Genomic DNA, 13805 nt, shown 5'->3' with positions numbered 1-13805 from the left:
CGAACCCGTCAAACCACGAACTCGGCCACCGCGAAGCCCTGCAGGTACAGCAGCGCGGTGAGGTCGCCGCGCTCGATCCGGACCCGGGCGGCGGCCGCGACCGCAGGCTTGGCCCGGAAGGCCACACCGAGGCCGGCCTCGTCCAGCATGTCGAGGTCGTTGGCGCCGTCACCGACCGCCAGGGTCTCGGCGGGGCTGAGCCCGAGGCCATCGCGCAACTCGATGAGCGCCGCGCGCTTCTCGGCCTTGCCGACGATCGGATCCACCACCACCCCGGTGAGCCGCTCGTCCGCGACGCCGAGCACGTTGGCCCGGTGCTCCTCGAACCCGATCATCTTGGCGATCGGCCCGGTGAACAGGGTGAAGCCCCCCGAGACCAGGCAGGTCCGGGCACCGTGCGCGCGCATCGTACGCACCAGCGTCGTCCCGCCCGGGGTGAGGCTGAGTTGCTCGGTGATCAGCCCGTCCACCGCGGCGACCGGGATGTTCTTCAGGAGCGCCACGCGCTCGCGCAAAGCCGGCTCGAACGCGATCTCGCCCCGCATCGCCCGCTCGGTGATCGCCGCGACATGATCCTTGAGGCCCAGCGTTCCGGCGAGCTCGTCGATGCATTCCTGCTCGATCATGGTCGAATCCATGTCGGCCAGGAACAGGCGCTTGCGCCGATGCGCATCGGCCGGCAGCACGGCGAGGTCGATCGGCTCGCCGGAGAGCGCGATCCGCAGCCGCTCCGTGAGGGCACCGGCGTCGGTGGGATCGCCCGGCACCAGGATCTCGGCGGCGACATCTCCGTGCAGGATCCGCGGCGGATGCTCCGTCCCGAGCACGGCGCGCGCCTCAGCCAGCACCGCGTCGGTGATGGACGGCCGAGCCGGGTTTGCTATCAGGACCGCGACCAGCATCGTGGAGTTTCGCCTTGCCAGACCGGATGGAGGCCGGGGGGCGCCCGGCGGCGATCCTCATCGCAGGGCCTACCGCGTCGGGCAAGTCAGCGCTGGCCGCCCGGCTGGCGCAGCGCCACGGCGGCGTCGTGATCAACACCGATTCCATGCAGGTCTACGGCGACCTGCGCCGGCTCACCGCCCGGCCCGCCCCCGACGAGGAGGCGCGGGTGCCCCACCGGCTCTACGGCCATGTCGACGGGGCCGTGAACTACTCGGCGGGGCAGTTCTCCCGGGATGCCGCCGCCCTCCTGGCGACGCTCGACGGCCGGCTGCCGATCTTCGTCGGCGGCACCGGCCTGTATTTCCGGGCCCTGGAACAGGGGTTTTCGGAGTTGCCACCGGTGCCGGAGGCGGTACGCATGCAGGTGCGCAGCGAGGCCGAGGGCCGCCCGACCGAGGCCCTGCACGCCGATCTCGCCCGTCATGACCCCGACGGCGCGATGCGCCTGCGCCCGAGCGACCGGATGCGGGTGATGCGTGCCCTGGAGATCTTTTTGGCCACCGGCCGCCCAATCGCCAGTTTTTACGGCGACCCCGTGCCTGGGCCGCTGGCCGGCCAAAGCCTCGAGAGGCTTTTTCTGGCGCCTGACCGCACGGTCCTGCGCACCCGTATCGACGCCCGCTTCCGCACGATGGTCGCCGAAGGAGCCCTGGACGAGGTTTCTCGCCTGCGCGCCCGCAAGCTCGATCCCATGCTTCCGGTGATGCGCGCTCACGGTGTGCCGGGACTGATCGCCCATTTCGACGGGGCATTGGATCTTGAGGCCGCGATCGCCCGGGGCCAGGCCGACACGCGGGCCTACGCCAAGCGGCAGGTCACATGGTTCCGTCACCAGATGGGGACTGGATGGCGCTGGCTGGACCCGGATGCGGCAGCTGAACTGTGACGAATACGATGCGCTGCGCTCCCGCGTCCTGACGGGCTCGGATGTCCGGGGATCCGTCCTCGATCAGTGACATGCACGCGCCTTTCCCGCACGCCCTTCCCATCCCGCGAAAAATCGGGAACGATCCCGTCGCTTTCCCATCCATGGACCGGTGCCTGTGAGCTTGGACGACCCATCTCCGCTCGCCCGTACCGCACCGGAGGGCGTCTGGCCGATCGATCCGGACCCGCGTCTCACGAGCCTCCCCGGTCGCCAGCTCTGGCGCTTCACGGGCGGCCGGCCGGTGGCGGCCGAGGTCGCGGGGGTCACACTCGCCGCCGGGGATGCCCGGATCGCCCATCTCGGCATCCGCCGGGATGGGGAGGGTTGGCCGTTCCCGGCCGCGTTCGCGTACGCTCCCGGGACCGGCGCGGCCCTGGGGCCGCCGGTTCCGGTGCCGGCCCCGGAGATCCTCGACGTCGCGGCTGAGAGCGTCTTTGAGGTGCCGCTGCCGAGCGGCGTACCCCTTCTGATCCGGGCCGGGCATCCGGCCGCGCTCTACCTGTTTCAGGAGAATCTGGGCGCGTTCGAGGGCTGGGACGGAAGCAGGTTCGTCGGCCTCGGACGGCTGCCCCCGGCACCGGTGGGGTCGGGCCTGACGGCGGGCCGCCGGGGTATCGCCTATGCCACCGCCGATGCGCTGGTCGGCGTGCGACTGCCGCAGCTCGGGCCCCACTCCGACCATGCCGAGGCCCGGATGCCGGGCCTGCGCTTCCGATCCGCGCCGTGCTGGCGGGGCGGGGACATCCTCGCCCTGGGCGAGCGGCATGGACGTCTCGTTCTGTGCCGCATGGCGGCCGCATCGAACGTCCTCGTGCTGCACGACCTCGACGCCCCCGCGCCGGATGCGGACTTCGCTGGCCCCTGGATGAACCGGCTCGGCGATTCGTTCTGGACGGGTCCGGATGGGTTTGTCGCCTGCCGGACGCTCGATGACGACACCCGGGTCACGCCCTGGCCGGACGGCTTCGCGCCGGTGGTCGCCCAAGCCCCCTGGCGCGACCGGGCCGATTTGCACCATCAACTCGGCATGGTCGCGGGCCGCTACCACGTCGCCGCCCTGGCACCGGATCCAGGTCTCCACGGTCTCGACGGTCCGCATCTCGCGGCCGGGCCTTGCACCTATGCCGGCGCGGAGCGATTCGATGTGCCCTGGCAGGCCTCCGAGGAAATGCTCAACCTTGGCGCCCATGCCGGCAACTTGCTGGTGCCGCGGCTGGCGATGACCCGCGACACGATCCTGCTCGCCCTCGACATTCCCGGCCCGCGCGGGGGCTTCTTGCGCGGCGAGAGCCTACCGGCGCCCGTGGCCGGGCACGTGCTCCACCACGCCCACGGAGCCGGCCTGCGCCGGCTGCCGGTGGGTCTGGCGGTGTCGCGGATCGGCGATGCGCGGGCGCTGCTGCACGATGGCGTGCTCTACCTGTGGAGCCGGTCGGAATGCCGCTGCCACGCCCTGCGGCTGCGCGCATCATGAGCCGGGCGCCCCTCCGGGCCTTGCTGATGCTCGCTCTCTTGCTCGGTGGACGCGCCCTGGCCGATGCGCCGGTGCGGCAGGTCTTCCTGGTGCAGGATTCCGGTTGGATGGAGCCGTTCCTGACCGCCGAGGGCTCGCAGTTCCGGCCCCTCGTCGAAGCCCTTGTGGCATCCGCGGCCCGGGTCCCGGGGGCCGACGTGGCGGTGGCGACCTTCGACCAGGACGGACAGGTGCCTGGCCGGCCCTCGCCGCGGATCCTGTATGAGGGGGCCTACGATTCCGCCCGGGTCCGGGCTGCTGTCGCGGCGATCGACCTGCCGCGCAAGGCCGGTGGTGGCGCCTATGCCGATGCCGACTTCAACGGCGCGCTGCTCGGCGCGATCCGCATCGGCCTGCGCGGCCGGGACGGGGTGATCTGGATGGTCACCAACAACAAGAACTCCCCGGGCAACAGCGCCGAGGTCGAGCGCAACACCGCCGCCTTCTACGCGGCGCTGCGCGGGTCCGACGCGATCAGCCGGATCGTCGCCTACCCGGTTCGGATGCCCCTGAAGGGTCGCAACTTCTCGGAGGGCGGCTTCGTCATCTACGGCATCGGCTACGGCGCGGCCGGGGGCCGGGCACTCGAGGCCGCCTTGGCCACACCCGGACTGAAGGCCCTGTTCAATCATCCGCCGGTGAGCTTGAAGCCGGTGCTGGCCGGCGGCCTTACGCTGCGCTTCGACCGCCTCGACGCCGGAGGGTTGCAGGCTGGGCTGGAGAACGGCGTGCTGGTGGTGCGCGGGGCCGACGCGGCGGCGGGGACGGTCCTGCGGCTCACCGCCCACCTGGGGAACGGCCTCTATCCGCAGCGGGTCGCGGCCGCCCGGCTGGCGCTGCGCTGGAACGAAGAGGGGGCCGGGACCGGGCTGGCCCAGGCGGCGGTCTCGCCGTCCGACATCACCGATCTGGCGCCCCAGGCCGAGAGCGGGCCGCTCGCGGTGGTCCTGACCCTGCCGCCGATCCCGCGTCCGGTCGGCCTCGCCGGTCTGGTGTCCGACGGCAGCACCGTGGATGGCACCCTGACTCTGCGGCTGGCGGACTTGCGCCTGGCGCTGGATCCGGCCTTCCTGGAACGGGTGCGGCCGATCTTCGGCAGCGGATTGTTGTCCGGAGACCAGATGGGCGGGCCGGTAGGGGATGCGAGCGCCGTGGAGGGCCGGCTGCCCGGCCTGTTCCGCGATTATCGCGGAGTCTCGGAAGCCTCGGTGAGTCTGCCGGTGCGGATCGAGGCGGCGTTCTCGCCCTGGCCGCTCATCGCTGCCGCCGCGGCTGCCCTGGGCCTCGCTGCCGCCGCCGGCCTCGGGGCGGTGGCCGCTACCCGGGCAAGGCAGCACACCGTGACGCTCGGCACCGTCCAGAAGCGGGTGAGCCTCAGGCCGTACCGGGCCCAGACCGTCCGTGCCCCGGACGGCAGCCGCTGGCAGGTGCGGGCGGGCCTGTGGGGGCCGGCCCGAGCAACCCGTCTCCAGGAGCCCGGAACCGGCGCATGATGTTTTTGTATCGCGATGGCGTTGGGCCATCCGGGATCGTCCGCGTCCAGGCCCGGACGGGCCAGGATTTCACCATTCCCGCCCCGCAGAACCCGGCCCCGCAAGCCGATCCGCTCCAGACCGTGCCGCCGCCGGCCCAATCCAGCACCGCGGCGAACCCGTTCAGCGGGCTCGAACGGGGGCCGACCACCACAGAACTCGCGCTCGGCGCCGCCGCGGTGGTGGTGCTGGCGCTGCTGTTCCTGTTCGTCCGCCAGGGCGTGCGCGCCCACCTGATCAACCGCCGCGCGACGCTGGACGCCGCCAACGGCGCGAGCTGGATGCTGTTCTCGGCGCTGATGCTCACCGCGTCGATCCTGGTGAGCGCCACGGTCGGCCGGCTGTGGCAGGCCTGGGCGGGGCTGGCGGCCGGCTTCGCGCTCTGCATCGTGCTGTTCGGCGCCGCCCTGGTGCTGTTCCTGCGCGCACCCGACCGGAGGCGCTGAGACCATGGCTGATGCCCGGCCCGCCGCCGAGACCGAAACGCTTCTGAAGGTCCGCCCGACCGTGTTCGTGGCGCTTGGCGGCACCGGCATGGAGGTGCTGCTGCGCCTGCGTCGCCGGATCCTCCAGGCCGACTGGAATGGGACGCGGATCAGCGCCCTCGACCAGTTTCCGGCGGCGTCCTTCCTGTATTTCGACACCGACACCCTGGAGGCCCGCGAGGCCGGCCGGGCGGCGGCCACCGACGCGCTCTCGGCCAAGGTCGCGTTCCGCGAGGGCGAGACCCTGCAGAAGGCCGTCAACCTCGCTCGCTACCAGGCCGAGCGGCGCAGCTATCCGCACATCGATTCCTGGCTTCCCGCTCGGGACCTGTCGCGCATCGACGCCTCGAAGGGTGCGGGCCAGATCCGCGCCATCGCGCGGCTGCTGTTCTTCGACGAGGTCCGCAATTTCACCGGCCGGCTCACCGCCAAGGCCGGCGCGGTGCTCGCCAACGTCTCGAACGAGGCGCAGTTGCGCGCGCTGGGCCTCGACACCTCAACCGACCTGCGCGTCGTCGTGGTGGCGTCGGTTGCCGGCGGCACCGGCTCGGGGGCGGTGATCGATGCCGGCTACGCGATCTCCTCGCTGGAGACGCCCAAGCGCCCGGACGCGGTCGACCTCTTCCTGGTCCTGCCCTCGGGCTATGTCGGGGCCAACAAGGACCGGGTCTTCGCCAACGGCGTGGCCACCCTGTCCGAACTCGAATACGCCATGCGGGGCAATCCGGAGCCGCCCTATGTCGAGAGCTGGGGCGACCACGCTCGGGTCTCCCGGGGGGTCGAGCGGCCGTTCAGCGACGTCTACCTGTTCGACACCCAGAACCTCGCCGATCAGCGCACAGGCGCGATCGGCGACCTCTACGACATGATGGCGGACGTGCTGTTCGAGGATTTCGGCAATTCCGAATTCTCCGGCCGCAAGCGCTCAACCGGGGTCAACCAGACCCAGCACAAGATGCGCAAATGGGCGCCGCCGAGCCCGGACCGCGCCAGCCGTGCCGCCCTGTTCTCGCTGAACTACTCGGCCCTGGGCCAGGCGGTTCTCGCCACCCGCGGCAGCCTCGAGTTCGAGGAGCACGCCGCCAGGGCGGGCCTCGGCATGGTGGAGGCGTTCTTCGGCGTCGCCCGCGGGCAAGGGGAGCGTCTGGCGGAGCGCAACATCCCCACCGTGGAGGAGCGCGACCGCTTCGCCGCCGACCGGCTCGCCCTGCGCTTCTCCGCCTTCGAAGCGTTTCCGAGGGTGCTCCAGCCGGCGCCGCCCGGCATCCCCGAATACGACCTCGTCGGCACGCTGCTGCAGCGGGCGGACGGCTCGTCGATCCAGGAATCGGTGGCGCTCGGCGTCGAGGAGGCGGTGGACGCGATCAAGGCCGAGATCGCCAGCCCCCGGGACTGGGCGCCGAACCTGCGCAAGGCAGCCGAGCGCCTGCGCGACGACATCCTGGGCCGTACCGGTTCGGGCGCCGCCTACGGTCCCCGCGGCGCCGAGGTGCTGGACGTGCGCGCCAAGCTCGAGGCGGCCTGGCTCTCCGACCGGGACGGCGCTCTGCCGGCCGCGTTCTATCGCCTCCTCGACGACCAGGAACGTGGCGGCCTCGACTACGCGCGGGCGTTGATCGAGGGCGTGAAGGACCTGATCGAGGCCGATGGCGGCGCGCTCGCCCGGCTCACCGGCGCCGCAGACACCTACGCCCGCCTCGCCGACGAGATGCTGGCGGAGCCTTTCTCTGCCTCGCTGAGCCGGCTCGACCAGGTCCGCCCCGGCCTGATCTTCTCGCACCGGCGTGACGCCGAGCGCTACCTGGAACAGGCCCGGGAGGATCTGCGGGGCTCCTGCGTCCTGCGCATCCGGGCAGTGGCCGCCCGCGAGGGGGCCGAGCTGCTGCGCCGGGTCTCCGCCAGGCTCGGCGCCCGGACCGGGCGCGACCCGGAGACCGGCGTAGCCCGCTACGACGGCCTGCTCGGCGCCCTGAACCAGGGCCACGAGGATGTCGGCCGGCTGATGCGCGAGCTGCGCCTCGACATCGCCGAGATCCGCAACGCCATCGAGCGCCCCTCGGGCGGTACCTTCCTGGTCCTGCCCTCCGGCGACCTACCGGACAAGATCGCGGTCGCCCCGGCCGAGCGGCTCGCCTGGGCCCGCGAGGCATTCCGCGCCTATGGCGGGTCACGCGCGATCTTCGCGCTGCTGCGCGAGGAGGAGACCCGGACCGACCTGCTCAACGCCGTCCGCGAGATGGCCCGGCGCCGGCTCGGGCCGCACCGCGCCCGCATCCCGTCGGCGCTGGATGCGCTCCGCGAATTGCCGCCCGCAAAGCAGCGCGAGACTCTGGAACTGATGCTGCTGCGCTGCATGCCCTGGATCTACGCACGGTTCGACGCCTTCAGCCCGGGCGGCGACCAGTTCAAGACGATCCTGGCGGTGGAGGGCTCGCGTGCCTTCCAGGCGGAATTCGGCCCGATCCTGCGGGCGAGCCTGCCGCCGGTGCTGGGCGCCGGAGAGATCGGCTTTCTCGAATCGAGCCAGCGGGGCCGCATCGTCTGCTACTGCGAGCTGTCGGGCGTACCGCTCGACGTGCTTGGTCCCCTACGCCGCGACTGGCGGACCGCCTACGCGCAGGAGCTGGACCGCCTCGACGCGATTCCGCTCCACAATCACAAGGACTATCTTCGCTTCCCGGACCCGGTCGCCCCCTCGGCCGAAGAATCGGATGCCCTGCGCGAGACCCTGTCGCTGTTCCTGCGCGCCGTCTGCCTCGGCCTGCTCCATCGGGCGCCGGAGACGGGGCTGTGGCGCTTCGCGTTCGAGCCCGGCGACTGGCGCAGCGTCGGGTCCGAGCGGACCCTCAGGCGCAAGCTGTTCGACAGGGTCCAGCGCGCAGCGATCGAGGCCCAGCTCGCCGAGGCCGAGGCGGCCCTGTCTCCGGTCCAGAACCTCGCGATGGCGGCCCTGTTCGCCTGGACCGCCAAACGGGCCTACGCACCGCGGCGGGAGACAGTGAACTTCGACGCCGAGGCCAGGGTCGGCGGCGTCGGCAATGCCGTCGCGGCGTCGCTTGCCCTACGCTGGCGACAGGCCGCCGTTGAGGCCGGCGGCCTGCCGGTGGATCCGGACCGGTTGTTCGACACGCTGCTCGCCCGGGTCGAGGACTGGGCCAAACCGATCTCGGGGAGCCTCTCCGACGTGTCGGCCGAAGAGGCCAACCGCGACCCGTCCGATCCGCCGGCCCTGCGGGCCGTGGACAAGCGGGTGATCGAGCCCTCCGCCTTCACGACCGAGGCGCTGCTGCGCCTCGCGAGCCCGGCCGCGCCCGCCCCGCCGCCACCGCCGATCAATCTCTTCTACGTCTACCGGGACACGGTCGAAGGCCCGTTCCCGCTGGCCGAACTCGTCGCGCAGGCGCGCGCAGGCATCCTGAGCGCTACCACCCAGATCCACCCGCAGGGAGGCGCCTGGATCGCCGCCGGCGACCACCCGGCGCTCGCAACCCTCCTGGCTCCACCCCCACCTCCGCCTCCGGTTCGCTGAAAGGGCTTTCGATTTGTGCGGGTGGCTGGCCGAAGGAGTCACATCGGCCACACGGACCTTGCGCGCGCAGCCAAGCAACTCAGTGATGCGCCACGTCTTAAAATCGCGCGCGGCCTTAAGTAGCTTTCCTGCACCCGCAATGAGGGCCGTGGCGCTCAGCTACGCATCGCTAAAACCTGCGCCTGCGCCGCCCGGATCGCCGATCGGGCGACACGGCTATTCGCCGAAACGGGATCGGGTTCGCCGCCGGCCAGCACCGTCCGCCGAAGCGCGGTGAGCGCCGGGTCGCCCCAGGCGTCGAGCAGGCTTCCGAACGCGGCATGGCGGGCGGCGTCGAAGCCGGCCCGACGGCCCGTCGCGTCCTTGGCCGGGTGCGCCGGATGCAGCGCCGCGCAGGGCACGAGACCGGACGGGATCGGTGCGGTGGCCGCGTGCGTCCGGCCGAGCCGCAGGAGCTGGGGCAGGATATGCGTGTGCGGCCCCGATGCGCTTGCGCCGCCGGCCGGTGGGATCGGCGTATAGACCTCGACCCGGCCGAAGCGGGCCGAGAAAACCCGATGCGGGCTCGCCTCCATCAGGAGGGCCCCGATCGCAGCGCCGGGCGCGAGAATCGGTCGTCCGCACGCGGCTCTCAGACGGTCGATCAGGTCGGGAGCGGCCACCCGCACGCAGGCATCGACCGCCCGGAGCCCGAGGCCGAGATCGAACAGGATCGCCCCGCGATCCTGCGCCCGCGCCGCGGCCTCATCCGGTCCGAGCTCCGTCAGCACGACACGGCGGCCCATGGCACAGGCTTGAGCGGGCAGGCAAAGGGCGACCGCTTGGCTCCACCCGCCGGTGAAGCCGGTCTCGTAGGCGAACGGCACCAGATCCGGACTCGCGGTGAGGGCGATCGCCCCCCGCGGCGTCGCGAGCCCGATCCGGCCACCCTCGCAGAACGCGGCGGACTCGGCCGGATCCCGCGCGAAGGCCGCCACCGCCCCGTAAGCACCGAGGCTCCAGGCGCAGGCCGGGTCGGCAAGGTGATCGCGCAGCAGGAACTCGACCGAGACGGGGGGCATCGGCTCTCCTTGAACCGGCTTTTTCTTGCCAGGACTGTTTTGGCCAAACCCGTTACGGGCAAGACTGACCCTGGAAAACAACGGCGAAGACCGCCGGTCGGCCGGCGGCCCGCAACCGACACGCCTTGACACGGCCGGCGAATGACCGGAAGTCGCGCTTCGATCATCGAGGTTGATCTCGGCGCAGCCGGCGCGATGCCCGGGACGTCCGAAACGGAGAGGTCCGCGGGGCTGCCCGGCAGCATCGGCGGTGAGGGGCGCGCTGGCATGGACGTGTTCGAGACCGAAATCCCGGACGTGAAGCGCATCAAGCCGAAGCGCTTCGGCGATGCGCGCGGCTGGTTCTCCGAGACGTTCCGTGCCGACGCGATGGCCCGGGCCGGGATCACCGCCCCGTTCCTGCAGGACAACCAGTCGTTCTCGGCCCCGCAGGGCACGATCCGCGGCCTGCACTTCCAGATCGCCCCGCAGGCCCAGGCCAAGCTGATCCGGGTGCTCCAGGGCGCGATCCTCGACGTCGCGGTGGATATCCGCAGCGAATCACCAACCTTCGGCAAGTACGTTGCCGTGACGCTGGACGCCGAGAGCGGCGAGCAGCTCTACATCCCGCACGGTTTCGCCCACGGCTTCTGCACACTCAGCCCGGACGTCATGGTCGCCTACAAGGTCGATGCCTATTACAGCCCGGAGCACGACCGGGCGCTGGCCTGGGACGATCCCGAGATCGGGATCCCGTGGCCGGTCGCGGGCGAGGCCGCGATCCTGTCCGACAAGGACCGCCGCGCACCCCGGCTCGCCGATCTCGGCCGGGTTTTCTGAACCCGCGTTTCCGGCCGCCGCACGGTCGGGCCGTATTTTCGTCACGCCGGGCGGTCTTTAGCTCCCGGCAGCTCATTTCCGCACGCGAACGATCCGAAGGGGACCCACCATGCGCATTCTCGTGACCGGAGGCTGCGGCTTCATCGGCTCGGCGCTGGTGCTGCACCTCGTCAACGATCTCGGCCACGAGGTGTGCACCCTCGATGCGATGACCTACGCGGCCAACCCGATCTCCCTCGCGCCGCTTGCCGACAACCCGCGCCACCGGCTGGTCGAGGCCGACATCTGCGACCGCGCCGCCGTGCAGGCCGCCATGACCGAGTTCAAGCCGCAGGGGGTGATGCATCTGGCCGCCGAGAGCCATGTCGACCGCTCGATCACCGATCCGGGCGCATTCGTGCGTACCAACGTCATCGGCACCCAGACCATGCTGGACGCCGCCCGGGGCTATTACGAAGCCCTGCCGGACGCCGAAAAGAAGACCTTCCGGTTCCTCCACGTCTCCACCGACGAGGTCTACGGCTCACTGCCCCCGGGCGCGTTCTTCACCGAGGACAGCCGCTACGACCCACGCTCGCCCTACTCGGCCTCGAAGGCGGCGTCCGATCACCTGGCCCGCGCCTGGCACGAGACCTACGGGCTGCCGGTGCTGGTGACCAACTGCTCGAACAATTACGGGCCACGGCACTTCCCGGAGAAGCTGATCCCGCTGATGATCCTCAACGCCCTCGAGGGCAAGAAGCTGCCGGTCTACGGCGACGGCCTGAATGAACGCGACTGGATTCATGTCGAGGACCACGCCAAGGGTCTGGTCGCGGTGCTGGAGCGTGGCCGGATCGGCAACACCTACCTGCTCGGCGGCCGGGCAGTGCGCAACAACCTCGCGGTGGTGAAGGCGCTCTGCGCGGCGTTCGACCGGCTGCGGCCGGAGCAGGGCCCCCATGAGCAGCTGATCAGCTTCGTCGCCGACCGGCCGGGCCATGACCGGCGCTACGCCATCGACTGCACCAAGGCCGAGACCGAACTCGGCTGGAAGCCGCAGAAGACCTTCGAGCAGGCGTTGGAAGAGACCGTGGCCTGGTACCTCGACAACGAGAGCTGGTGGCGCCCGATCCGCGAGGGCCGCTACACGGGCGAGCGCCTCGGGCTGACCGGCTGATGGACATCCTGGTCCTCGGCGGCGCCGGCCAGGTCGGCACCGAGTTGCAGGCCCTGGCTTGGCCGGCCGGCGTTTCGGTGCACGCGCCGACCCGGGCGGAGCTCGACATCACCGATTCGGGCGCAATCGCCGGCGCTCTGGCCGTGCGCGATTACCGGGCGGTGATCAACACCGCCGCCTACACCGCCGTCGACAAGGCCGAGTCCGACGTGGTCGAGGCCTGGCGCCTCAACGCGCTCGCCCCGGCGATCCTGGCGGCCGCGACGACCGCCAAGACGATCCCGCTCGTACACGTCTCGACCGACTACGTCTTCGCCGGGACGAAACCCGACGGCGCCTACGCGCCGGACGCGCCGATCGACCCGCAGAGCGTCTACGGCGCCAGCAAGGCCGCGGGCGAACTCGCCGTACGCAGTGCCAACCCGCGCCACGCGATCGTGCGCACCGCCTGGGTGGTGAGTCCGCACCGTGGCAACTTCGTCAAGACGATGCTGCGGCTCGCCGGCGAGCGCGACGCCCTGACGGTGGTCAACGACCAGCACGGCTGCCCCACCTCCGCGGCCGACCTCGCCGCCGCCCTGGCGACGATCGCCCGGCGCCTGGCCGAGGATTCGGACGCGCCCACCGGGACGTTCCATTATGTGAATGCCGGCGCCACCACGTGGCACGGCTTCGCCGAGGCTATCGTGGCAGGGTCCGCCCGGCGCGGCGGCCGGTCGATCCCGGTCACCGGCATCCCGACCTCCGCCTATCCGACACCGGCCCGGCGGCCGGCCAATTCGCGCTTGTCCCCCGACAGCCTGACGGACGCCTACGCCATCGCGCCGCGGCCCTGGCAGGCGGCGCTCGACGACATCCTGGACCGGCTCGTGGGGCCGGTTCGAGAGGGAGCTTCCAAGCCATGAAGGGCATCGTCCTGGCCGGCGGATCCGGCACGCGCCTGCATCCGGCCACGCTGTCGATCAACAAGCAGCTGCTGCCGGTCTACGACAAGCCGATGATCTACTACCCGATCTCGGTTCTGATGCTGGCCGGCATCCGCGAGATCCTGATCATCTCGTCGCCGGAGCACCTCGACAACTACAAGCGCCTGTTCGGCACCGGCGAGCAGTTCGGCCTGCAATTCACCTACGCGGTGCAGCCGCGGCCAGAGGGCCTGGCCCAGGCCTTCGTGATCGGACGCGACTTCGTCGGCACCGACGACGTGGCGCTGATCCTTGGCGACAACCTGTTCTTCGGCGCCGGCATGAGGGAGCTGCTGCACGAAGCGCGGTCACGCAAGGACGGCGCGACGGTGTTCGCCTACCACGTCGACAATCCGCAGGCCTACGGCGTGGTCAATCTCGACAAGACCGGGCGCCCGACCAAGATCGTCGAGAAGCCGCAGAATCCGGAATCCACATGGGCAGTGACCGGCCTGTACTTCTACGACAACCAAGTGCTCGACATCGCCGCCGCCGTGAAGCCGTCGGCCCGGGGCGAGCTGGAGATCACCAGCGTCAACGAGGCCTATCTCGAGCGCGGCCAGCTCTACGTCGAGCGGATGTCGCGCGGCTATGCCTGGCTCGACACCGGAACGCACGACAGCCTGCTGGAAGCCAGCGAGTTCGTCCGCACCCTGCAGAACCGCCAGGGCCTCCAGGTGGCTTGCCTGGAGGAAATTGCCTTCCTCCAGAAATTTATCACCCGCGAACAGTTGATCGCCCGCGGCGAGATGTTCGCCAAGACCAATTACGGCCAGAACCTGCTCCGCCTCGCCCGCGAGAGCGAGGACGAGTTGGCTCTGCGGTAACGCGCGCCGTAAGATTCCGGGGCCAGATGGCCTCGGAGCGCC

At 71.0% G+C, this 13805-nt stretch carries 11 protein-coding genes; 9 read left to right on the top strand and 2 right to left on the bottom strand.

Going from position 1 to position 13805, the window contains the following annotated elements; genetic code table 11:
* Positions 1-8: 8 nt before the first annotated feature.
* The gene (gene serB, locus FV242_RS14270) at positions 9-902 is read right to left on the bottom strand and encodes a phosphoserine phosphatase SerB (protein WP_147907468.1); all 894 of its coding nucleotides are present in this window, start codon (positions 900-902) and stop codon (positions 9-11) included.
* A 26-nt stretch (positions 903-928) separates the two neighbouring features.
* Here serB and miaA point away from each other — a divergent pair, with 26 nt between their 5' ends.
* From miaA to FV242_RS14245, 5 genes are all read left to right on the top strand, one after another.
* Complete coding sequence (gene miaA / locus FV242_RS14265; RefSeq protein WP_147939391.1) at positions 929-1831, top strand: tRNA (adenosine(37)-N6)-dimethylallyltransferase MiaA; 903 nt, start codon at positions 929-931, stop codon at positions 1829-1831.
* Positions 1832-1988: 157 nt separating this feature from the next.
* Positions 1989-3347 (top strand): hypothetical protein, encoded by a 1359-nt coding sequence (locus FV242_RS14260; protein WP_147939378.1) that lies wholly within the window; start codon positions 1989-1991, stop codon positions 3345-3347.
* Complete coding sequence (locus FV242_RS14255; protein WP_147939377.1) at positions 3311-4879, top strand: hypothetical protein; 1569 nt, start codon at positions 3311-3313, stop codon at positions 4877-4879. The genes FV242_RS14260 and FV242_RS14255 overlap by 37 nt, the downstream gene beginning before the upstream one ends.
* Positions 4876-5364 (top strand): hypothetical protein, encoded by a 489-nt coding sequence (locus tag FV242_RS14250; protein ID WP_147939376.1) that lies wholly within the window; start codon positions 4876-4878, stop codon positions 5362-5364. The genes FV242_RS14255 and FV242_RS14250 overlap by 4 nt, the downstream gene beginning before the upstream one ends.
* A 4-nt stretch (positions 5365-5368) precedes the next feature.
* Positions 5369-8932: a tubulin-like doman-containing protein gene (locus FV242_RS14245; RefSeq protein WP_147939375.1), complete on the top strand. Its 3564-nt coding sequence runs from the start codon at positions 5369-5371 to the stop codon at positions 8930-8932.
* Positions 8933-9087: 155 nt separating this feature from the next.
* Here FV242_RS14245 and FV242_RS14240 read toward each other — a convergent pair whose 3' ends face one another.
* Positions 9088-9993 (bottom strand): hypothetical protein, encoded by a 906-nt coding sequence (locus FV242_RS14240; RefSeq protein ID WP_147939374.1) that lies wholly within the window; start codon positions 9991-9993, stop codon positions 9088-9090.
* 267 nt (positions 9994-10260) lie between these two features.
* Here FV242_RS14240 and rfbC point away from each other — a divergent pair, with 267 nt between their 5' ends.
* The 4 genes from rfbC (at position 10261) to rfbA (ending at position 13763) form a co-directional block, all read left to right on the top strand.
* A complete protein-coding gene (rfbC, locus tag FV242_RS14235; protein ID WP_147907462.1) occupies positions 10261-10812 on the top strand; it encodes a dTDP-4-dehydrorhamnose 3,5-epimerase in 552 nt (183 codons plus the stop codon).
* A gap of 109 nt (positions 10813-10921) precedes the next feature.
* A complete protein-coding gene (gene rfbB / locus FV242_RS14230; protein WP_147939373.1) occupies positions 10922-11971 on the top strand; it encodes a dTDP-glucose 4,6-dehydratase in 1050 nt (349 codons plus the stop codon).
* Positions 11971-12876, top strand: a complete 906-nt coding sequence (gene rfbD / locus FV242_RS14225) for a dTDP-4-dehydrorhamnose reductase (RefSeq protein WP_147939372.1) — start codon at positions 11971-11973, stop codon at positions 12874-12876. The genes rfbB and rfbD overlap by 1 nt, the downstream gene beginning before the upstream one ends.
* Entirely contained in the window at positions 12873-13763 is an 891-nt protein-coding gene (gene rfbA, locus FV242_RS14220) for a glucose-1-phosphate thymidylyltransferase RfbA (RefSeq protein WP_147939371.1), read from the top strand. The genes rfbD and rfbA overlap by 4 nt, the downstream gene beginning before the upstream one ends.
* The last annotated feature ends 42 nt before the right edge of the window (positions 13764-13805 follow it).

Source organism: Methylobacterium sp. WL64, assembly GCF_008039945.1.
GTDB lineage: Bacteria > Pseudomonadota > Alphaproteobacteria > Rhizobiales > Beijerinckiaceae > Methylobacterium.
The sequence above is the reverse complement of the archived record's forward strand: the minus strand, read 5'-3'. Positions and strand labels throughout refer to the sequence as shown.